The sequence below is a fragment of the Nocardioides sp. ChNu-99 genome (assembly GCF_029493445.1).
Taxonomy (GTDB): domain Bacteria; phylum Actinomycetota; class Actinomycetes; order Propionibacteriales; family Nocardioidaceae; genus Nocardioides.
Map to the genome: position 1 here is coordinate 43,132 of NZ_JAHWBL010000008.1, position 20,721 is coordinate 63,852.

16 protein-coding genes and 1 tRNA gene are annotated in these 20,721 nt (G+C 73.8%); 11 read left to right on the forward strand and 6 right to left on the reverse strand.

What is annotated here, in order from left to right:
- Window positions 1–70: 70 nt before the first annotated feature.
- Together KK617_RS04735 and KK617_RS04740 are read right to left on the reverse strand one after the other, a co-directional pair.
- Complete coding sequence (locus KK617_RS04735; protein WP_277498416.1) at window positions 71–3,817, reverse strand: multifunctional oxoglutarate decarboxylase/oxoglutarate dehydrogenase thiamine pyrophosphate-binding subunit/dihydrolipoyllysine-residue succinyltransferase subunit; 3,747 nt, start codon at window positions 3,815–3,817, stop codon at window positions 71–73.
- A gap of 184 nt (window positions 3,818–4,001) precedes the next feature.
- Window positions 4,002–5,594, reverse strand: coding sequence for a phospholipase D family protein (locus tag KK617_RS04740; protein WP_277498417.1), 1,593 nt, complete (start codon window positions 5,592–5,594; stop codon window positions 4,002–4,004).
- Window positions 5,595–5,645: 51 nt separating this feature from the next.
- Here KK617_RS04740 and KK617_RS04745 point away from each other — a divergent pair, with 51 nt between their 5' ends.
- Window positions 5,646–6,140, forward strand: coding sequence for a DUF427 domain-containing protein (locus tag KK617_RS04745; RefSeq protein WP_277498418.1), 495 nt, complete (start codon window positions 5,646–5,648; stop codon window positions 6,138–6,140).
- Between the two features lie 3 nt (window positions 6,141–6,143).
- Here the strand turns inward: KK617_RS04745 and KK617_RS04750 are convergent, their stop codons facing one another.
- Both KK617_RS04750 and purT read right to left on the reverse strand, forming a co-directional pair.
- A complete protein-coding gene (locus KK617_RS04750) occupies window positions 6,144–6,767 on the reverse strand; it encodes an ATP-binding protein (protein WP_277498419.1) in 624 nt (207 codons plus the stop codon).
- Between the two features lie 94 nt (window positions 6,768–6,861).
- Entirely contained in the window at window positions 6,862–8,097 is a 1,236-nt protein-coding gene (purT, locus tag KK617_RS04755; protein ID WP_277498420.1) for a formate-dependent phosphoribosylglycinamide formyltransferase, read from the reverse strand.
- Between the two features lie 146 nt (window positions 8,098–8,243).
- Here purT and KK617_RS04760 point away from each other — a divergent pair, with 146 nt between their 5' ends.
- On the forward strand, window positions 8,244–8,735 hold the full coding sequence (locus KK617_RS04760; protein ID WP_277498421.1) for a septum formation family protein: 492 nt from the start codon (window positions 8,244–8,246) through the stop codon (window positions 8,733–8,735).
- 68 nt (window positions 8,736–8,803) lie between these two features.
- Here the strand turns inward: KK617_RS04760 and KK617_RS04765 are convergent, their stop codons facing one another.
- Both KK617_RS04765 and KK617_RS04770 read right to left on the reverse strand, forming a co-directional pair.
- Entirely contained in the window at window positions 8,804–9,160 is a 357-nt protein-coding gene (locus tag KK617_RS04765) for a hypothetical protein (protein ID WP_277498422.1), read from the reverse strand.
- A gap of 82 nt (window positions 9,161–9,242) precedes the next feature.
- Window positions 9,243–9,315: transfer RNA gene (locus tag KK617_RS04770), tRNA-Arg, on the reverse strand.
- A 148-nt stretch (window positions 9,316–9,463) separates the two neighbouring features.
- Between KK617_RS04770 and argS the strand changes: the two genes are divergently transcribed.
- The 9 genes from argS to prmC all read left to right on the forward strand — a co-directional run bounded on the left by argS (window position 9,464) and on the right by prmC (window position 20,717).
- Entirely contained in the window at window positions 9,464–11,146 is a 1,683-nt protein-coding gene (argS, locus tag KK617_RS04775; protein ID WP_277498423.1) for an arginine--tRNA ligase, read from the forward strand.
- Between the two features lies 1 nt (window position 11,147).
- A complete protein-coding gene (gene lysA, locus KK617_RS04780; RefSeq protein ID WP_277498424.1) occupies window positions 11,148–12,557 on the forward strand; it encodes a diaminopimelate decarboxylase in 1,410 nt (469 codons plus the stop codon).
- A gap of 67 nt (window positions 12,558–12,624) precedes the next feature.
- Window positions 12,625–13,935, forward strand: a complete 1,311-nt coding sequence (locus tag KK617_RS04785; protein ID WP_277498425.1) for a homoserine dehydrogenase — start codon at window positions 12,625–12,627, stop codon at window positions 13,933–13,935.
- Window positions 13,932–15,068, forward strand: a complete 1,137-nt coding sequence (gene thrC / locus KK617_RS04790) for a threonine synthase (protein WP_277498426.1) — start codon at window positions 13,932–13,934, stop codon at window positions 15,066–15,068. Before KK617_RS04785 ends, thrC begins: the two co-directional genes overlap by 4 nt.
- A gap of 1 nt (window position 15,069) precedes the next feature.
- A complete protein-coding gene (gene thrB, locus KK617_RS04795; protein ID WP_277498427.1) occupies window positions 15,070–16,035 on the forward strand; it encodes a homoserine kinase in 966 nt (321 codons plus the stop codon).
- A 218-nt stretch (window positions 16,036–16,253) separates the two neighbouring features.
- Window positions 16,254–18,284: a transcription termination factor Rho gene (rho, locus tag KK617_RS04800; RefSeq protein ID WP_277498428.1), complete on the forward strand. Its 2,031-nt coding sequence runs from the start codon at window positions 16,254–16,256 to the stop codon at window positions 18,282–18,284.
- A 131-nt stretch (window positions 18,285–18,415) separates the two neighbouring features.
- Complete coding sequence (rpmE, locus tag KK617_RS04805) at window positions 18,416–18,640, forward strand: 50S ribosomal protein L31 (protein ID WP_277498429.1); 225 nt, start codon at window positions 18,416–18,418, stop codon at window positions 18,638–18,640.
- 125 nt (window positions 18,641–18,765) lie between these two features.
- Window positions 18,766–19,842: a peptide chain release factor 1 gene (gene prfA, locus KK617_RS04810; RefSeq protein ID WP_277498430.1), complete on the forward strand. Its 1,077-nt coding sequence runs from the start codon at window positions 18,766–18,768 to the stop codon at window positions 19,840–19,842.
- On the forward strand, window positions 19,839–20,717 hold the full coding sequence (gene prmC / locus KK617_RS04815) for a peptide chain release factor N(5)-glutamine methyltransferase (protein ID WP_277498431.1): 879 nt from the start codon (window positions 19,839–19,841) through the stop codon (window positions 20,715–20,717). Before prfA ends, prmC begins: the two co-directional genes overlap by 4 nt.
- The last annotated feature ends 4 nt before the right edge of the window (window positions 20,718–20,721 follow it).

Here is a 20,721-nt window from a genome sequence, read left to right on the forward strand (position 1 = left end):
CCGGGACGCCGTCGGGCCCGGTCGCTGGACGGCGACCGGGCCCGACGTGCTGCGCCCGAGGGCGCTCGGCTCACGCGAAGGCGCGCGCCATGAGGTCCTTCTGCTCCTCGGTGTGCCGCTTCGCGGTGCCGACCGAGGGGGAGGAGGAGGCCGTCCGGGTGACCGGCTCCACCACGAACTTCTCCAGGCCCGGCCACACGTTCAGCTGGTAGTGCGGCCACGGGCCCATGTTCGCGGGCTCGTCCTGCACCCAGCGCACCGCCTTGAGGTTCGGGTACTTCGCGATCTCCTCGGTGATGGCCTTGTCGGGCGAGGGGTAGAGCTGCTCGACGCGACCGATGGCGAACGCGTCGCCGTTGTCCCGCTTCGTCCGCTCGACCACGAGGTCCCAGGTGACCCGGCCCGAGCAGAGCAGCAGCGTCTCCACCTTCGCGGGGTCGGCCTGGTCGTCGCCGATGAACGGTCGGTACTGGCCGGTGGTGAAGTCCTCCGGCCGCGACGCGGCCTCCTTGCGGCGCAGCATGGACTTCGGCGTGAACACCACGAGGGGGCGGTGACGCTCGCCGAGGGAGTGCTGGCGCAGCAGGTGGAAGTACGACGCCGGCGTCGACGGCTGCGCGGCGACGAACGCGCCGTCGGCGGCCATCTGCAGGAACCGCTCGATGCGGGCCGAGCTGTGGTCGGGGCCCTGGCCCTCGTAGCCGTGCGGCAGCAGCAGCACGACGCCGGAGCGCTGGCGCCACTTGGTCTCGCTCGAGGAGATGAACTCGTCGATGACCGTCTGCGCGCCGTTGACGAAGTCGCCGAACTGCGCCTCCCACAGCACGAGCGCCTCGGGCCGGGCCACGGAGTAGCCGTACTCGAAGCCGAGCGCGGCGTACTCGCTCAGCAGGGAGTCGTAGACGAAGAACTTCGCCTGGTCCTCGCTGAGGTTGGACAGCGGGGTCCACTCGGAGGCGTCCGTGCGGTCGATGATCGTCGCGAAGCGCTGCGCGAACGTGCCGCGGCGCGAGTCCTGCCCGGCGAGGCGGACCGGGCGACGGTCGATCAGCAGCGAGCCGAACGCGAGGATCTCGCCGGTGGCCCAGTCGATGGGGCCCTCGGTGATGGCCGCCGCGCGGCGCTGCAGCTGCGGCAGCACCTTCGGGTGGACGGTGAAGCCGTCCGGCGGCGTCGTGTAGGCGTCCGCCACGCGCTTGAGCACCTCGAACGGCACGGAGGTGTCGAAGTCACCCGCGGGCTTCTCCGGGTAGTCCGGCACGGTCGTCCACTCGGACGGCTGCGTCGTCGCCTCGCGCACCTCGGTGAAGACGCGCTCGAGCTGCTCCTGGTAGTTGCGCAGGACCTGCTCGGCCTCCTCCACCGTGATGTCGCCACGACCGATGAGGGACTCGGTGTAGAGCTTGCGCACCGACCGCTTCTGCTCGATGAGGTCGTACATCAGCGGCTGGGTGAAGCTCGGGTCGTCGCCCTCGTTGTGACCGCGGCGGCGGTAGCAGACGAGGTCGATGACGACGTCCTTGTTGAAGGCCTGGCGGTACTCGAACGCCAGCTGCGCCACCCGGATGCACGCCTCGGGGTCGTCGCCGTTCACGTGGAAGATCGGCGCCTGCACCATGCGGGCGACGTCGGTCGCGTAGAGCGTCGAGCGCGACGAGCCCGGCGAGGTCGTGAAGCCGACCTGGTTGTTGACGATCACGTGGATCGTCCCGCCGGTGCGGTAGCCGCGCAGCTGCGAGAGGTTCAGGGTCTCCGCGACGACGCCCTGGCCGGCGAAGGCCGCGTCGCCGTGCACGAGGAGGGGGAGCACGGGGAACTCGCTGCCGCGGTCCAGCACGTCCTGCTTGGCGCGGGCGATGCCCTCGACCACGGGGTCGACGGCCTCGAGGTGCGACGGGTTGGCCGCGACCGAGACCTTGATCTTCTCGCCGCTGTCGGCGAGGAACTCGCCCTCGGCACCCAGGTGGTACTTGACGTCGCCGGAGCCCTGGACCGTGCGCGGGTCGATGTTGCCCTCGAACTCGCGGAAGATCTGGCTGTACTTCTTGCCGACGATGTTGGCGAGCACGTTGAGGCGACCGCGGTGGGCCATGCCGATCGTGACCTCGTCGAGGCCCGACTCGGCCGCGGCCTCGCAGATCTCGTCGATGACGGGGATCGTGGTCTCGCCGCCCTCGAGGCTGAAGCGCTTCTGGCCGACGAACTTGGTCTGCAGGAACGTCTCGAACGCCTCGGCCTGGTTGAGCTTCAGCAGGATCCGCAGCTGCTCCTCGCGGGGCGTCTTCTTGTGCGGCTGCTCGACGCGCTCCTGGATCCACCGGCGCTGCTCGGGGTCCTGGATGTGCATGTACTCGATGCCCATGGTGCGGCAGTAGCTGTCGCGCAGGATGCCGAGGATGTCGCGCAGCTTCATGAAGCGGCGGCCCTCGCCGCCGAAGGAGCCGGTCGCGAACTCGCGGTCGAGGTCCCACAGCGTGAGGCCGTGGGTCTCCACCTCGAGGTCGGGGTGGCTGCGCTGGCGGTACTCCAGCGGGTCGGTGTCGGCCATGAGGTGGCCGCGCACCCGGTAGGCGTGGATCAGCTCGAGGATGCGCGCCTGCTTGCTGATCTCGTCGTCGTGGCTCGTCGCGATGTCCGCGGCCCAGCGGATGGGCTCGTAGGGGATGCGCAGCGACCGGAAGATGTCGTCGTAGAAGTCGTCGGCGCCGAGCAGCAGCTGGTGCACCCGCTTGAGGAACTCGCCGGACTGCGCGCCCTGGATGACGCGGTGGTCGTACGTCGAGGTGAGCGTCATGACCTTGCTGATGGCGTTGCGCGCGATGGCGTCGGCCGACGCGCCCTGCCACTCCGCCGGGTACTCCATCGCGCCCACGCCGATGATGGCGCCCTGGCCCTTCATGAGGCGCGGCACGGAGTGGACCGTGCCGATGCCGCCGGGGTTCGTCAGCGAGATCGACGTGCCCTGGAAGTCCTCGACCGTCAGCTTGGAGTCGCGCGCCTTGCGCACGATCTCCTCGTACGCCGTCCAGAAGGCGGCGAAGTCCATCGTCTCGGCGGCCTTGATCGAGGGCACGAGCAGCTGGCGCTGGTCGCCCTTCTGGATGTCGATCGCGAGGCCCAGGTTGATGTGGGCCGGCGTCACCAGGTTGGGCTTGCCGTCGACGACCTCGAAGCCGACGTTCATCTCCGGCATCGACTTGAGCGCGCGCACGAGCGCGTACCCGATGAGGTGGGTGAAGGAGACCTTGCCGCCGCGCGCGCGGGCCAGGTGGTTGTTGATGACGGTGCGGTTGTCCCACAGCAGCTTGACCGGCACGGAGCGCACGGACGTCGCCGTCGGCACCTCGAGCGAGGCGTCCATGTTGGCCACGGTGCGGGCCGGGGCGCCTCGCAGCACGGTGTAGGTCGGCTTGTCCGACGCGGTCGCCTTCGGCGTGGCCGGGGCCTCCTTCGCGACGGGCTTCGTGCCGCTGCGGCCCGGCTCGGAGGCGGCCGCGGCCGGACGCGGCTTGGCCTGCGGGGTGGGCGCGGCCTTGGGGGCGTCGACGGCCTTCGCGGGGGCCGAGGAGGCCCGCGGGGGAGCGACGGCCGGGCCACCGGACGCCTTGGGGGCGGACGAGCCGTTCGAGCCGTTCGAGCCGTTCGAGGCCGGGCGTGCGGCCGGGGCGCCGGCCGCTCCCTGGGTGAAGTAGGCCTTCCACTCGGCGCTCACGCTGTCGGGGTCACGGTCGAACTGCTCGCGCATGTCGTCGACGAGCCACTCGTTGGCTCCGAAGTCGACAGGTTCGGTGGACGGGCTGCCAGGGGACTGCGGCACGGCTTGGATCGCCTCTTCCGGGGAGTGCGCTCATCGGGTGGGTTCGGCCATCCAGGCTAGTCCCACGCGGCGACAAATGCAGGGGTGGGGTCGCATGTCGACCGGGCTACCGGCGGGTACCCCGACCGCCCCCCGCGTTGGAACGTTCATGGTGGGCGAGATCACGCCGCACGGGGCCCCGTGCTCAGTAGTGCTGGGACCCGCGGAGGCTCACAGGTCGCCCGTCGGGGTCGTGGACCTGGGCGAGCAGGGCCCGCGCGAGCGGCCGCACCCGGCTCGGCGCGGTGGGGACGGGGAGGGGGCGCAGGCGGCCCGGGGGGCGCTCGCCCTCCCGACCCGCGGCGTGCCAGTCCTCGAGGCGGTGGGCGTGCTCGGCGTACCGGTCGAACATGTCCGCGGGCTCGAGGCAGTCGGCCATCACCTCCACCAGGTCGTCCCCGTCGCGGGCGGGGTCGAGCCGGTCGAGCCGGTCGAGGTGCTCCGCGGCCAGCCGCAGGCGGAGGTCGCGCGCGTAGTCGTCGTCCAGCACGACGGCGGTCAGCTCGGAGTCGTGGGTCCACGAGCGGCGGTTGAAGTTGTCGGAGCCGGTGCTGGCCCAGGTGTCGTCGACGACGCAGACCTTGGCGTGCACGTACACGGGGGTGCCGGCGTGGTTCTCGATCCCGTACGCCGCCACCCGGCCCGGCGCGACCTCCGCGAGCCGGCGCAGGGCACGCCGGCGCCCCAGCAGCTGCGCCGTGCGGTTCGGTCCGGTGACGTCGGTGGCCAGCGGGATGACCACGAGCAGCCGCAGGTCGGGCTGGTCGGCCAGGCGCTGCTCGAACACGCCCGCGACGTCGTGACCCCAGAAGTACTGGTCCTCGATGTAGACGATGCGCTCGGCGCGGCCCACCGCCTTGGAGTAGCCCCGGGCGACGCTGCGCTCGCCGCCGCGGGCGAACGGGTAGTCGCGGTCGAGGCGCAGGTCGGGGTAGGTGCGCAGGAGCTGCACGACGTGGTCGCCGGCCGGCGGCGGGGGCGGTTGCTGCGGCGGCAGCGGGTCGGGGGTCGTGTCGAGGCGGCGCAACCGGTCGGCCACCCGGCGCCAGGGCGCGGACGACAGCGGCGTCGGGTCCTCCCAGCGCTCGCGGAAGACGGTCTCGACGTCGTGGACGACGGGGCCGCGCAGCTCGACCTGCGCGTCGTGCCACGGCGGGGTGTCGCCGTACTCCGGGCTCAGCCGGCGGCCCTGCGGGTCGCCGTGGTGCGCGGAGTCGTCGCGCCGGTTGTGCGCGAGGTCGATGCCGCCGACGAAGGCGACGTCGCGCGTCGGGTCGTCGCGTTGGCGCACGACCACGAACTTCTGGTGGTGCGAGCCGCCCGCGCGGACCCGCATGTCGAGCAGCACCTCCGCCCCACGGGCCTGCAGCTGCTCGCCCAGGTGGCGGTTGGAGGTGGCGAAGAAGCCGGCCTGGTCGAGGTGCGAGCGCCACACGAGGCCCCGCACGTCGACGCCGCGCTCGTCGGCCTGCGACAGCACCTCCACCACCTCCGAGCCCGGCTCGCCGGTCAGCAGCTCGTCGGCGTCGCCCTGCCAGTCGGTGAGGAGCACGAGGTCCCCGGCACGGGTCGCGAGGAGCACCTCGTGCAGGCGGGCGAAGTACGCCGCGCCGTCGACGAGGGGACGCGCCAGGTTGCCCCCGGACCACGCGACGTCGCCCTCGTGGCGGTCGTCGAGGCGGGTGTCGGCGTTGGCGCGCTCCGTCTTGCCCAGGAGCCAGGCGGCCGGGTCGCTCATGGGCCCCAGCATGCACCCCCGGTGGCCCTGCGCCGACCTAGGCTTGGTGGCATGCGACCCACCCCGGAACGGCCCGGCCCCGGTCAGGAGTCCGTCTGGGACTACCCGCGCCCGCCGGCCCTCGACCGGTCCGAGGAGCACGTCGAGGTGTGGCTGGGTGGCGAGCGCGTCGCGGACACCACGACGAGCTGGCGGGTCCTCGAGACGAGCCACCCCCCGACGTACTACCTGCCGCGCTCCGCGTTCGTCGCCGGAGCCCTGCGCCCGGTGGCCGGCACGACGCACTGCGAGTGGAAGGGCGAGGCGGCCTACCTCGACCTCGTCGGCGGCGGGAGGACGGCCGCCCGCGCGGCGTGGACCTACCCGACGCCGGTGCCAGCGTTCGCCGACCTGCTCGACGCGGTCGCCGTGATGCCGGGCCTCGTGGACCGGTGCGTCGTCGACGGCGAGGTCGTGGCGGCCCAGCCCGGTGGCTTCTACGGCGGGTGGATCACGAGCCGGGTCGCGGGCCCGTTCAAGGGGATCCCGGGCAGCTGGGGCTGGTGAGCGTCAGCGGGCGTCGAACGACACGACGGCCGTGACCGTGGTGCCCCCCTCGGAGGTGCTGACGTTCCAGGAGCTGCTGAGCGCGGCGACGAGGTGGAGGCCGCGGCCGCGCTCCTCGAGCATGTCGACGGGGGTCAGCATGCGCCGGCGCCACGCCTCCTCGAGCTCCCAGGCCGCCTCGGCGGGGTCGTCCGTCGCGTCGTCCGCGTCGGTCGGGTCGGCCGGGTCGGTGTCGCGGGCGACGGCGCAGGCGCCCCGCGGCGTCCCGCAGTCGGTCACCTGCATCCGCACCCCGCACGGCTCGAGCGCCCAGGCGACCTTCACCGTGTGGTCCGCGCAGGGCTCGCCGTGCTCGATGCCGTTCTGGAGCAGCTCGTAGAGCACGATCGCGGCGTTCTCGATCGCCGTGCGGGGCACCTCGTGCTCGGTGAGGTGGGCCGTCAGCGCGCGGCGCGAGCGGGCGGGCGAGGTGGGGTCGAACGGGAGCGAGGAGTCGAACGCCGCCTCGCCCTCGGTGGCCACGGTCGCCCGGACCACGTCGGACCCCACGGTGGCGGGGCGGTCGGCGGCGGGGCGGTCGGCGGTGGGGCCGTCGGTGGCGCCCCGCTCGGTGCGCTGGTCCGTCACGGTGCCTCCCTCCGGTCGGCTCGGTCGGCCCTCGTCCAGTCTGACACGGGCGCGGGTGAGGGTCACCTGGCTCCACGCCGGTCGGTCCGGTCGCTCACGCGTCGGGACCGCCCTGGTCGGCGGGGCCCGCCAGCCGGACCTGCGCGGCGGCGCGCCGGGCCCGCGCGCGGGCCGCCTCGACGTCCTCGCCCAGGGCGAGCGTCACGGCCATGCGGCGTCGACCGGAGACGGACGGCTTGCCGAACAGCCGCAGGCTGGTGTCCGGCTCGCGCAGGGCGGCGTCCACCCCGGCGTACGACGGGGCGTCGACCTCGCCCTCGAGCAGCACCGCGCACGACGCGGCGGGGCCCCGGTCCCGGATGTTCGGGATCGGCAGGCCGAGCACCGCGCGGGCGTGCAGCGCGAACTCGGACAGGTCCTGGGAGACGAGGGTCACCAGGCCCGTGTCGTGCGGGCGGGGCGAGAGCTCGGAGAACACGACGTCGTCGCCTCGGACGAACAGCTCGACCCCGAAGAGACCGCGGCCGGTGGCCCCGCACAGGTCGCGCACCACCGCGGCGGCCACCTCCTGCGCCCGGGCGAGCACGGTGGGGGAGAGGGCCTGCGGCTGCCACGACTCGCGGTAGTCGCCGTCGACCTGGGTGTGGCCGATCGGCGCGCAGAACGAGACCACGTCCTCACCGCCGTCGGTCGCGGCGTGCTTGACGGTCAGCAGCGTGATCTCGACGTCGAAGTCCACGAAGCCCTCGACGATGACGCGTCCCGCGCCGGCGCGGCCGCCCTCCTGCGCGTAGCGCCACGACTGCTCCGCGTCGGCGGTCTCCCGCACCACCGACTGACCCTTGCCCGACGACGACATCACGGGCTTCACCACGCAGGGCAGCCCGACGTCGGCGACTGCGGCGACGAGCTCGTCGAGGGTGTCGGCGAACCGGTACGGCGAGGTGGGCAGGCCGAGGGTCTCCGCGGCGAGGCGGCGGATGCCCTCGCGGTCCATCGTCAGGCGGGTGGCCCGGGCGGTCGGCACGACGGTGGTGCCCTCGGCCTCGAGCTCCACGAGGGTGGGCGTGTGGATGGCCTCGATCTCCGGGACGACCCAGTGCGGGCGCTCCAGCTCCACCACCCGTCGTACGGCGGCGGGGTCGAGCATGTCCACGACGTGGCTGCGGTGGGCCACCTGCATGGCGGGGGCGTCGGCGTACCGGTCGACGGCGATCGTCTCCACGCCGAGGCGCTGCAGCTCGATGACGACCTCCTTGCCCAGCTCGCCGGCGCCGAGGAGGAGGACGCGCGTGGCGCCGTCCGAGAGCGGGGTTCCGAGGATCGTCACGGGCGACAGCCTAGGAGCCCGGCGGGTGACCTGGGCCGTGTGACATGGGCGGCGATGCGCCCGAACCGCCACCGCGCGCCCGCACGGGTTGATACGTTCGCGCGGTTTGCCCGCCGGAGGGGCGGGGTTCGAGGAGAGGCACCACCATGAGGAACACCGTCGCGGGCCGCGTGCTCGCCGTCGGGATCGCGCTGGCCGGCATGGGCGCGCTGAGCGCCTGCGGGTCCGAGGACGACGCCACGCGCGACGAGGGCACGCAGGAGGTCACCGAGGCCGGGAACGCGGACGCGTTCTCGCTGCAGGTCGGCGACTGCTTCGACGACCCGGAGGGCACCGAGGTCACCGAGGTCCCGGCCGTGCCGTGCGCCGAGCCGCACGACAACGAGATCTTCGAGGCGTTCGACATGGACGAGGGCGACTGGCCGGGCGACGACGCCGTCCAGGCGGCGGTGGAGGAGGGCTGCGGAGGAGCGTTCGAGGCCTTCGTCGGCACGCCCTACGACACCTCCGCGCTCTACCTCGACGCGCTCACGCCGACCGAGGACAGCTGGACCCAGGGAGACGACCGCGAGATCCTCTGCGTGGTCTTCGACCCCGAGGGCCCCGTCGAGGGCACCCTGGAGGGCTCCGCTCTCTGAGTCCACCGCACCGCACGACGAGCGCCGGTCCCCGCACGGGGGCCGGCGCTCGGTGCGTCGCGGGCGGTTCAGCCGGGTGCGTCGGGTGCGTCGGGCACGTCCAGCGCGTCGAGCTCGGCGAGCGCCGCGCGGGCCCGGGCGACGCGGTCGGCCTCGGGCTCGTCCCACCACCGCGGCCCCCGCTCGCCGAGGCCGTGCTTCGCGAGCGCGGTCCGGCGCCGGGCGGCGGCCACCGCCGCGTCGTCGCCGGCCTGCTTCGCGACCCGGGTGCCGGAACGCCCCCGCCCGAGGTGGGACTTCAGGGCCTCGACCACGTCGTCGGGCAGGCACGGGTCCGTACGACGCCAGCGGCGCCCGTCGACCACGAGCCAGCGCTCGTCCTCGGCGTAGCGCCCCGGATCGGCCCGGTCGGCTCCCTCGTCCACGCCCGCCCTCCTCGTGTCGTCGGCCCGCGGGAAGCGGAACGGGCCCGACCTCGTGGAGGTCGGGCCCGTCTCGTGGTGCTCGCACCCCCGGCAGGATTCGAACCTGCGACTCCTGGTACCGGAAACCAGTGCTCTATCCCCTGAGCTACGGAGGCCCGCCCGCCGACTCGCGCCGGCAACAGGGCTGGGGGAGACCTTACAACCCCGCGCGGTCGGCCGCGAACCAGGTGGCGCGGGCCACGCCCGGCGTCCGCCCCCCGTAGCGGCGCGCGCGGCGGGGCCGGCCGCCGATACCCTGGGGCGGTGACCCCCGAGCAGCTCTCGACCTCCGTCCGCGACGCCCTGACCGGGCTCGTCGCCGACGGCGTCGTCCCCCTGGACCCCGCCGACGTCCCGACGAGCGTCACGGTGGAGCGACCCCGGCAGAAGGGCCACGGGGACTACGCGACGAACGTCGCGCTGCAGCTGGCGAAGAAGGCGGGCACCAACCCCCGTGCGCTGGCGACGCTGCTCGCCGAGCGCCTCGAGCAGGACCCGGGCGTCGCGGCGGTCGAGATCGCCGGCCCGGGCTTCCTCAACATCACCGTCGAGGCCGGGGCCCAGGCGGAGGTCGCCGCACGCATCGTGGCCGCGGGCGCGTCGTACGGGCACACCGAGACGCTGGCCGGCACCCGCTTCAACGTGGAGTTCATCTCCGCCAACCCCACGGGCCCGCTCCACCTGGGCCACACGCGCTGGGCGGTGCTGGGCGACGCGATCGCCCGCGTGCTCGAGGCCGCGGGCGCCGACGTCGTCCGCGAGTTCTACATCAACGACCGCGGCAACCAGATGAACGTCTTCGGCGCCTCGGTCGAGGCTGCGGCGCTGGGCCAGGAGCCGCCGGAGGACGGGTACCGCGGGGCCTACGTCAAGGACCTCGCGGCCCAGGTGCTGGCCGAGCACCCCGGCATCGTCGACCTGCCGCCCGCCGAGCGCCTGCCCGCTTTCCGCGAGGCGGCGTACGTGCTGCAGCTCGCCGAGCAGCAGGCGTCGCTGGAGGCCTTCAACACCCGCTTCGACGTCTGGTTCTCCGAGCGGTCCCTCTACGAGGACGCGGGCGGGCAGGACGCGGTCGCGAGCGGGCTGGCCAAGCTGAAGGACAAGGGGCACCTGTACGACGCGGACGGCGCGCTGTGGATGCGCACCACCGACTTCGGCGACGACAAGGACCGCGTGCTCGTGCGCAGCAACGGCGAGCTGACCTACTTCGCCTCCGACACGGCGTACTACGTGAACAAGCGCGAGCGCGGCTTCGACGTCTGCATCTACCTGCTGGGCGCCGACCACCACGGCTACGTGAAGCGCCTGCAGGCCATGTCGGCCTGCGCGGGCGACGACCCCGGGCGCAACCTCGAGGTGCTCATCGGCCAGCTGGTGAAGATCCTGCGCGGGGGCGAGGAGGTGCGCCTGTCCAAGCGCGCCGGCGACATCGTCACCCTCGACGAGCTGGCCGACGAGATCGGCGTCGACGCCCTGCGCTACTCGCTGGCGCGCTACCCGGCCGACTCCCCGCTGACCCTCGACATCGAGGAGATCACGCGGGCGACGAGCGACAACCCCGTCTTCTACGTGCAGTACGCCCACGCCCGGGTGTCCTCGATCCTGCGCAACGCCGCGGACCTCGGGCTCGGCCCGGCCACGGGCGAGGAGTTCGACGCCGGGCTGCTGGTGCACGAGAAGGAGGGCGAGCTGCTGCGTGCGCTCGCCGCCTTCCCGGGCGTCGTCGCGACGGCGGCCGAGCTGCGCGAGCCGCACCGCGTGGCCCGCTACCTCGAGGACACCGCCTCGACGTACCACAAGTTCAACGACGCCTGCCGCGTGCTGCCCCAGGGTGACGAGGAGCCCGGTGCCCTGCACCGCGCGCGCCTCACGCTCGTGGCCGCGACCCGCCAGGTGCTCGCCAACGGGCTCGACCTGCTGGGCGTCTCCGCCCCCGAGAGGATGTGACGTGGTCCGCGCGCACGAGGCCGGCTGGGCCCACGCCGAGGGAGCCCTCAAGGGCCCCGCGTGGCTCCGGGAGCCCGCCGACACCAACGCCCTGGTCCCGCACCTGTGGTCGACCGGCACGACGAAGGACGAGGCGGGCGTCCTGACGGTCGCCGGCGTCCCCGCGACGCAGCTGGCCGCCGAGCACGGCACGCCGGCGTACGTGCTGGACGAGGACGACTTCCGCGGTCGCGCGCGGGCGTTCCGCGACGGCTTCGCCGGGTGGGACGTCTACTACGCGGGCAAGGCGTTCCTCTGCACGGCCGTCGCCGGGTGGGTGGCGGAGGAGGGCCTGCACCTCGACGTCTGCTCCGAGGGCGAGCTCACCGTCGGGCTGCGGGCGGGGGTCGACCCGGCCCGCATGGGCTTCCACGGCAACAACAAGTCGGTGCGTGCCCTGCGCCGCGCGGTCGAGGCGGGCGTGGGCCGCGTCATCGTCGACTCGTTCCAGGAGGTCGAGCGGCTGGCGGCGGTGGCCGCCGAGGTCGGTCGCACCCAGCCCGTGATGATCCGGGTGACCGCGGGCGTCGAGGCCCACACGCACGAGTACATCGCGACCGCCCACGAGGACCAGAAGTTCGGCTTCTCCATCACCTCCGGCGACGCGCTGGAGGCGGTACGACGGGTGCTCGCCGCCCCGGGTCTCGAGCTGCGGGGCCTCCACAGCCACATCGGCAGCCAGATCTTCGACTCGGCCGGCTTCGAGGTCGCCGCCCGCCGCGTGCTGGCGCTGCACGCGCGGGTGGCGGACGAGCTGGGCACGACGATGCCCGAGATGGACCTCGGCGGCGGGTTCGGCATCGCCTACACCACCCAGGACGACCCCTCGACGCCCGACGTGCTGGCCCGCGAGATGCGCGCCATCGTCGAGCACGAGTGCCGCGGGCTCGGCATCGAGGTCCCGCACCTGTCGATCGAGCCGGGCCGCGCGATCGTCGGGCCCTCGACGTTCACGCTCTACGAGGTCGGCACCGTCAAGGAGGTCGCGCTCGACGGCGGGGCGCGCCGCACCTACGTCTCGGTCGACGGGGGCATGAGCGACAACATCCGCACGGCGCTGTACGACGCGGACTACTCCTGCACCCTGGCCTCGCGCCGCTCCGAGGCGGAGCCCGTCCTCGCCCGGGTCGTCGGCCACCACTGCGAGGCGGGCGACATCGTGGTGAAGGACGAGTTCCTGCCGGCCGACGTCGGGCCCGGCGACCTCGTCGCGGTGCCCGGCACCGGGGCCTACTGCCGCTCGATGGCGTCGAACTACAACCACGCGCTGCGCCCGCCGGTCGTCGCGGTCAAGGACGGGGCCTCCCGCGTCGTCGTGCGCCGCGAGACCGTCGACGACCTCCTCGCCACCGACGTCGGGGACCCGCGATGACCCGCACGATGCCCCCCACGCGGACGCTCCGGGCTACCGTGCCCCCGCGCCCGTCCCAGAGAGGTTGATGACGATGCAGTCCCCTGACGCCCTGCGCGTGGCGGTGCTCGGCTGTGGGTCCGTCGGGTCCCAGGTCGTGCGCCTGCTGCTCGAGCAGTTCGACGACCTCGCGGCCCGTGTCGGCGCGCCGCTCGAGCTCGCCGGGGTGGCCGTGCGCCGGCTCGAGGCCCCGCGCGAGGTCGACGTGCCCGCCGACCTGCTCACCACGGACGCGCAGGCGCTCGTGACCAGCGGCGTCGACCTCGTCGTCGAGGTCATCGGCGGCATCGAGCCCGCCCGATCGCTCATCCTCGCCGCGCTCGGCGCCGGCGCGTCGGTCGTGACGGCCAACAAGGCGCTGCTGGCCGAGGACGGGGCGCACCTCTTCGAGGCGGCCGCGCAGGCCGGTCGCGACCTCTACTACGAGGCCGCCGTCGCGGGCGCGATCCCGATCATCCGGCCCCTGCGCGAGTCGCTGGCCGGCGACACGGTCACCCGGGTCATCGGCATCGTCAACGGCACGACGAACTACATCCTCGACAAGATGGACAGCTCGGGCGCCGGGTTCGCCGACGCGCTCGGCGAGGCCCAGGAGCTGGGGTACGCCGAGGCCGACCCCACCGCCGACGTCGAGGGCTTCGACGCCGCCGCCAAGGCCGCGATCCTGGCCTCGCTGGCGTTCCACACCCGGGTGACCGCGGCCGACGTGCACCGCGAGGGCATCAGCGACGTGACCGCCGCCGACGTGCGCTCGGCCGCCGACATGGGGGCGGTCGTCAAGCTGCTCGCGATCTGCGAGCTCCGCGACACCGACGAGGGCCAGGCCGTCTCGGCCCGGGTGCACCCGGCGATGATCCCGCGCAGCCACCCGCTGGCGTCGGTGCGCGAGGCCTACAACGCGGTGTTCGTCGAGTCCGAGGCCGCCGGGCGGCTCATGTTCTACGGCCCCGGCGCCGGTGGTGCGCCGACGGCGTCCGCCGTGCTGGGCGACCTGGTGACGGTGGCCCGCAACCTGCGCGCGGGTACCCGCGGCGCGGGGGAGTCGGCGTACACCGCCCGACCCGTGCTGCCGATGGGGGAGACGCTCACGCGCTACCACGTGGCGATCGACGTGCAGGACCGCGCGGGCGTGCTCGCCCTCGTGGCCACCGCGTTCGCGGAGCACGGCGTGTCGATCCAGACGGTGCGCCAGGAGGGCCGCGGCGACGACGCGCAGCTGGTCGTGGTGTCGCACCGCGCCACGGACGCGCAGCTGGCGGCGACGGTCGCCCACCTGCAGGAGATGGACATCGTGCGCGAGGTCACCTCGGTGATGCGCGTGGAGGGAGAGACCGCATGACCCAGGCCCAGTCCGCCCCGACCGTCGACGCCGCGACGGCCGCCGCGGCCGCTGCGACGTCCACGCCCGGCGGCCGTCCCCAGTGGCGGGGCGTCATCGAGGAGTACCGCGACCTGCTGGCCATCCCCGCCGGGGTCGAGGCGGTCACGCTCCGCGAGGGCGGCACCCCGCTCGTGCACTCGGACTGGCTCTCCGGCCTCACCGGGGGACAGGTCTGGCTCAAGGTCGAGGGCGACAACCCCACGGGCTCCTTCAAGGACCGGGGGATGACGGCCGCCATCTCCGTGGCCAAGCACGAGGGTGCCGAGGCCGTGGTCTGCGCCTCGACCGGCAACACGTCGGCGTCGATGGCGGCGTACGCCGCGAAGTCGGGCCTCACCCCGCTCGTGCTGGTGCCCGAGGGCAAGATCGCCGCGGGCAAGATGGCCCAGGCGATCATGCACGGCGCGCAGGTGCTCATGGTGCGCGGCAACTTCGACGACTGCCTGACGCTGGCGCGGCAGCTCGCCGACTCCTACCCGGTCGCGCTCGTCAACTCGGTCAACCCGGTGCGCCTCGAGGGTCAGAAGACCGGCGCGTTCGAGATCGTCGACTTCCTCGGCGACGCCCCCGACGTGCACGTACTGCCCGTGGGCAACGCCGGCAACATCTCGGCGTACTGGCTCGGCTACTCGCAGTACGTCGAGATCGGCCGCGCCACGCGCCGTCCCGTCATGCGCGGCTTCCAGGCCGCCGGCGCCGCGCCCCTCGTGCACGGCGCCCCGGTGCCGGACCCGGAGACGAAGGCCACCGCGATCCGCATCGGCAACCCCGCCTCGTGGAAGCTCGCGACGACCGCGGCCGAGGAGTCGGGCGGCCGCTTCCGTGCCGTCACCGACGAGCAGATCCTCGCCGCGCAGCGCGAGCTGGCCCGCCACGACGGCGTCTTCGTCGAGCCGGCGTCCGCGACGGGTGTCGCCGGCCTGCTGTCCGACCTCGCCGCGGGGGAGTCGTACGCCGGCCTCACCGTCGCCGTCACGGTCACGGGCCACGGGCTCAAGGACACCGTGACCGCGCTCGAGGGCCTCGGCGACGTGGTCGACTCGGTGGTGGACGCCGACGTGCGCGACGTCGCGCGCGCCGCCGGTCTCTGAGGTGGGGACGACCCACGACGACGGCGCCGCCGTCGAGCTGGTCCGCGGGACCGTCACCGTCTCGGTGCCGGCGACCTCGGCCAACCTGGGACCGGGCTACGACACCCTCGGGCTCGCCCTGTCGCTGCGCGACGAGCTGACGGGGGAGGCTGTGCCCGCCGGTGCGGGCGGCGACGCCCCGGGCGTGGAGGTCGTGGTCGAGGGCGAGGGCGCCGGCTCGGTGCCGCTCGACGAGACCCACCTCGTGGTCCGCGCGATGCGCACGGCCTTCGACGCGATGGGCGTCCCGCAGCCGACGCTGCGGCTGCACTGCGTCAACCGGCTCCCGCACAGCCGCGGGCTCGGCTCCTCCTCGGCCGCCATCGTCGGCGGCCTGGCGCTGGCGCGCGCCCTCGTGGTGGACGGTACGGCGCGCCTCGACGACGCCGCGGTGTTCGCGCTGGCCGGCCGCATGGAGGGCCACCCCGACAACGTCGCGCCGGCCACGTTCGGCGGCTTCATCGTCTCCGGCGCCGAGGACGACGGGTTCTTCGCCGTCCCGGCCGCCGTCGACCCCGCGTTGAGCGCGGTCGCGTTCGTCCCGCCGACGCCCGTGGCCACCGAGGTGGCGCGGGGGCTGCTGCCCGCGCACGTGCCCCACGCGGACGCCGCGGCGAACGCGGCGCGCGCGGCGCTGCTGGTCGTCGCGATGGGCGGGCGCCCCGAGCTGCTGCACGCGGCGACCCGCGACTGGCTCCACCAGGACTACCGCGCGGCGGCGATGCCCGGGAGCGCCGCGCTGGTCCGCGCGCTGCGCGCCGACGGCGTGCCGGCCGTGATCTCCGGCGCCGGGCCGACCGTGCTCGCGCTGGTCGCGGACGCCGCCGCCGCGGCCCCGCTGGGGGCGGCGGCCCTGCTGGAGCGCTGCCCGGCGGGCTGGCAGGCCCACCACCTCGCCGTCGACACGGACGGCGTGATGGTACGGTGACGATTGCGTCAACGATCGGTCGTCCGCGACCACTCGGCGCGGCACCCCCGGGCACGACCACGGGTGGTGCACCCTCTTCCTCGTCCCAGACGCGGATCTCCTCTGCCACGAGCCCCTCCGGCGCTCTCGGTGAGCCTGATGCGCGGCGAGGAGGACCATGACCAAGTGCTGGTGGCGCGTCGCGCCCTCCCGGCAGTGATACGTGGGAAGGACCTCACGTGACGGAAACCATCGAATCCGCCGCCGACCAGGCACCGAAGAAGCGCGGCGGACTCAACTCCCTGCTCCTCGCCGACCTCAAGTCGATGGCGTCGGGCCTGGGGATCTCCTCGGGCGGGATGAAGAAGGCCCAGCTCGTCGAGGCCATCAAGGCCGCCCAGTCGGGTGGCCCGTCCGGCGGCGCCCAGGGTGGCGCGCCGGCACGCTCGCGTCGTACGACGTCCGCGGCCCCCTCGGGCGAGGCCGCGTCGACCGGTACGACGGACGCCCCCGCCGCTTCCGCCGCCCCCGCTGCCGCGGCCCCCGAGGGCGAGGCGCGGCGCGAGCCCCGCCGCCGCCAGCGGGCCAAGGGCGACGGCCAGGACGCCGGCGAGCAGGGCAACCAGCAGAACGGCCAGCAGGCACCCGCCGGCGAGCAGTCCGGCCAGGAGGGCCGCGCCGAGCGCCGCGACGACCGCAAGCAGGACCGCGGCGACCAGGGTGGTCAGCAGGACCGCAAGCAGGACCGCGGCGACCAGGGTGGTCAGCAGGGTGGTCAGCAGGGTGGTCAGCAGGGTGGTCAGCAGGGCGGCAACCAGAACCGTCAGGACCGCCAGGACCGCCAGGACCGGCAGCAGCGCAACCAGGACCGCAACCAGAACCAGGGCGGCAACCAGGGCGGCAACCAGGGCGGCAACCAGGACCGCCAGGACCGCAACCAGGGCGGCGGCAACCAGAACCAGGGTGGCGGCAACCAGGGCGGCCCGAGCTCGAACCGCGACGACGAGGGTGGCCGGCGCAGCCGTCGTCGCCGGGGTCGCGACCGCAACGAGCGCCCCGAGCGCGGCGGCAGCCAGGGCGGTCGCGGCAACAGCCGCGAGCCCGACACCACGATCCTCGAGGACGACGTCCTCGTGCCCGCCGCGGGCATCCTCGACGTGCTCGACAGCTACGCGTTCGTGCGGACCAGCGGCTACCTGCCGGGTCCCGACGACGTCTACCTGTCGCTGTCGATGGTCCGCAAGATGGGCCTGCGCCGCGGTGACGCGATCGTCGGCCAGGTGCGCCAGCCCCGCGAGGGCGAGCGCAAGGAGAAGTTCAACCCGATGGTCCGGGTGGACCAGGTCAACGGCGCGGACCCGGAGCAGGCGAAGAACCGCCCCGAGTTCCAGAAGCTGACCCCGCTCTACGCCTCCGAGCGCCTGCGCCTCGAGACCGAGCAGTCGAACCTCATCGGTCGCGTCATCGACATCGCGGCGCCGATCGGCAAGGGCCAGCGCGGCCTCATCGTCTCCCCGGCGAAGGCCGGCAAGACGATGGTGATGCAGTCCATCGCCAACTCGATCACGGTCAACAACCCCGAGTGCCACCTCATGGTCGTGCTGGTCGACGAGCGCCCGGAGGAGGTCACCGACTTCGAGCGCTCGGTGAAGGGCGAGGTCATCTCCTCGACCTTCGACCGCCCCGCGAGCGACCACACGATCGTCGCGGAGCTCGCCATCGAGCGCGCCAAGCGCCTCGTGGAGCTCGGTCTCGACGTCGTCGTCCTGCTCGACGGCATCACACGTCTCGGGCGTGCGTACAACCTGGCCGCCCCGGCCAGCGGTCGCATCCTGTCCGGTGGTGTCGACTCGGCGGCGCTCTACCCGCCGAAGCGGTTCTTCGGCGCGGCCCGCAACATCGAGAACGGCGGCTCGCTCACGATCCTCGCCACGGCCCTCATCGAGTCCGGCTCGAAGATGGACGAGGTGATCTTCGAGGAGTTCAAGGGCACCGGCAACATGGAGATCCGCCTGCGCCGCGACTTCGCGGACAAGCGGCTCTTCCCGGCCATCGACGCCGTCCAGTCGGGCACGCGTCGCGAGGAGCTCCTCATGGGCAAGGAGGAGATGGCCATCATCTGGAAGCTCCGCCGTGTCCTGTCGGGCCTCGACGGCCAGCAGGCCCTCGAGCTGCTGCTGGAGCGCCTCAAGAAGTCCCAGAGCAACATCGAGTTCCTCATGCAGGTGCAGAAGACGATGCCCGGGGCGGGCCAGGACAACGGCCACTGAGCCACCACCGCCGGGGGAATGCCGCGATTCGTCACGACGTTCCCCCGGTGGCACAATTCGTGCGCTGGTCCCGGTTCACGTGCCCCCACCAGGGGGTCGGCACGACCCGGCGGCCGAGGAGAGGACACATCATGCAGAAGGACATCCACCCCGACTACGTCGTGACCGAGGTGACCTGCACCTGCGGGGCCCAGTTCACGACCCGCAGCACGGCGAAGAGCGGCTCGCTGCACGCCGACGTCTGCTCGCAGTGCCACCCGTTCTACACCGGCAAGCAGAAGATCCTCGACACCGGCGGCCGCGTGGCCCGCTTCGAGGCGCGCTACGCGAAGGCTGCTGCCGCCAAGAAGAAGTAACGCCGTCCCAGCGCCGGCCCCGCCCGCCCGACCTCCACGTCGGGCGGGTCCGGGGCCGGCGTTGCGTCATTTCGGCGCCGTCCGTCGCGCCGCCGAGCCCGCGCCAGCCACCCGAGGAGTCCGCAGTGTTCGAAGCCGTCGAGGCGTTCGCCGCCGAGCACGCCGCGCTCGAGGAGCGGCTGGCCGACCCCGCGCTCCACGCCGACGCCCGGGCCGCCAAGCAGGTCAACCAGCGGTACGCCGTGGTCAGCGCCATCGTGCGCACCTGGCGGGAGTGGCAGCGCCTCGGCGACGACGCCGGTGCCGCGCGCGAGCTCGCCGCCGACGACCCGGCCTTCGCCGAGGAGGCCGAGGCGCTCGAGACCCGCCGCGCCGAGACCGCCGAGCGCCTGCGTCGCCTGCTCGTCCCGCGCGAGGAGACCGACGACAAGGACGCCCTGCTGGAGGTCAAGTCGGGGGAGGGCGGCGAGGAGTCCGCGCTCTTCGCCGGCGACCTCCTGCGGATGTACACGCGCTTCGCCGAGCAGCGCGGCTGGACGACCGAGGTGCTCGACGCCACCCCGTCGGACCTCGGCGGCTACAAGTCGGTGACGGTCGCCGTGAAGGCCAAGGGCACGCCCGAGCCGGGCACCGCGCCGTACGCGCTGCTGAAGTACGAGGCCGGCGTCCACCGCGTGCAACGCGTGCCCGTCACCGAGTCGCAGGGCCGCGTCCACACGAGCGCCGCCGGCGTGCTCGTGCTGCCCGAGGCCGAGCAGGTCGACGTCTCGGTCGACGAGAACGACCTGCGCATCGACGTCTTCCGCAGCTCCGGCCCCGGCGGGCAGAGCGTCAACACGACCGACTCCGCGGTGCGCATCACCCACCTGCCGAGCGGCATCGTGGTGAGCTGCCAGAACGAGAAGTCGCAGCTGCAGAACAAGGAGCAGGCGCTGCGCATCCTGCGCGCCCGCCTGCTGGCGGCGGCGCAGGAGACGGCCGCCGCCGAGGCGAGCGACGCCCGCCGCTCGCAGGTCCGCACGGTCGACCGCTCCGAGCGCATCCGCACCTACAACTTCCCGGAGAACCGCATCTCCGACCACCGCACGGGCTACAAGGCCCACAACCTCGACGCCGTGCTCGACGGCGACCTGGGCCCGGTCGTCACCTCGGCGGTCGAGGCCGACCTCGAGGCCCGTCTCGCCGCCGTGGAGGCCGGGTGAGCACGCCCGAGGGGCACGACGTGCGCGCGCTGCGCCGTACCTCCGTCGAGCGGCTCGCCGCGGCCGGCGTCGCCAGCCCGGCCCGGGACGCCGACGAGCTCGTCGCCCACGTCGTGGGCGTCCCGCTGGGCCGCGTGCCCCTCCTCGACAGCGTCACGGCAGCGGAGCGCGAGCGCGTCGAGGAGCTGGTGTCGCGCCGCGCCGCCCGTGAGCCGCTGCAGCACCTCACGGGCACGGCCGCGTTCCGGTACGTCGAGCTCGCCGTCGGCCCCGGCGTCTTCGTGCCGCGCCCCGAGACCGAGCTGCTCGCGGGCTGGGCCGTCGACCGCGTCCGCGAGCGGTCCCGGCAGGTCGCGACGGGGGAGCGGCCCGTGGTCGTCGACCTGTGCACCGGGTCCGGCGCGATCGCGCGGGCGCTCGCGGACGAGGTCCCCGAGGCCGCCGTCCACGCCGTCGAGCTCGACCCGGGCGCCCTGGCCTGGGCGGAGCGCAACCTCGCCGGCACCGGTGTGGACCTGCGCGCCGGGGACATGGCCGAGGCGTTCGACGACCTGGCCGGCGCCGTGGACGTCGTGGTGTGCAACCCGCCGTACATCCCGCTCGAGGCGTGGGAGTCCGTGGCTGCCGAGGCGCGCGACCACGACCCGCACCTGGCGCTCTTCTCCGGCGACGACGGTCTGGAGGCCATCCGGGTGCTGGAGCGCCGCGCCGCGCTGCTCCTGCGGCCCGGCGGCTGGTTGGGCTTCGAGCACGCCGACGTCCAGGGCGCCTCGGCGCCGCAGGTGCTCGCCCGGGCGGGACGCTGGAGCGAGGTGCAGGACCACCCGGACCTGGCAGGTCGTGCGCGCTTCACGACGGGACGGCTGGCACGATGACCCC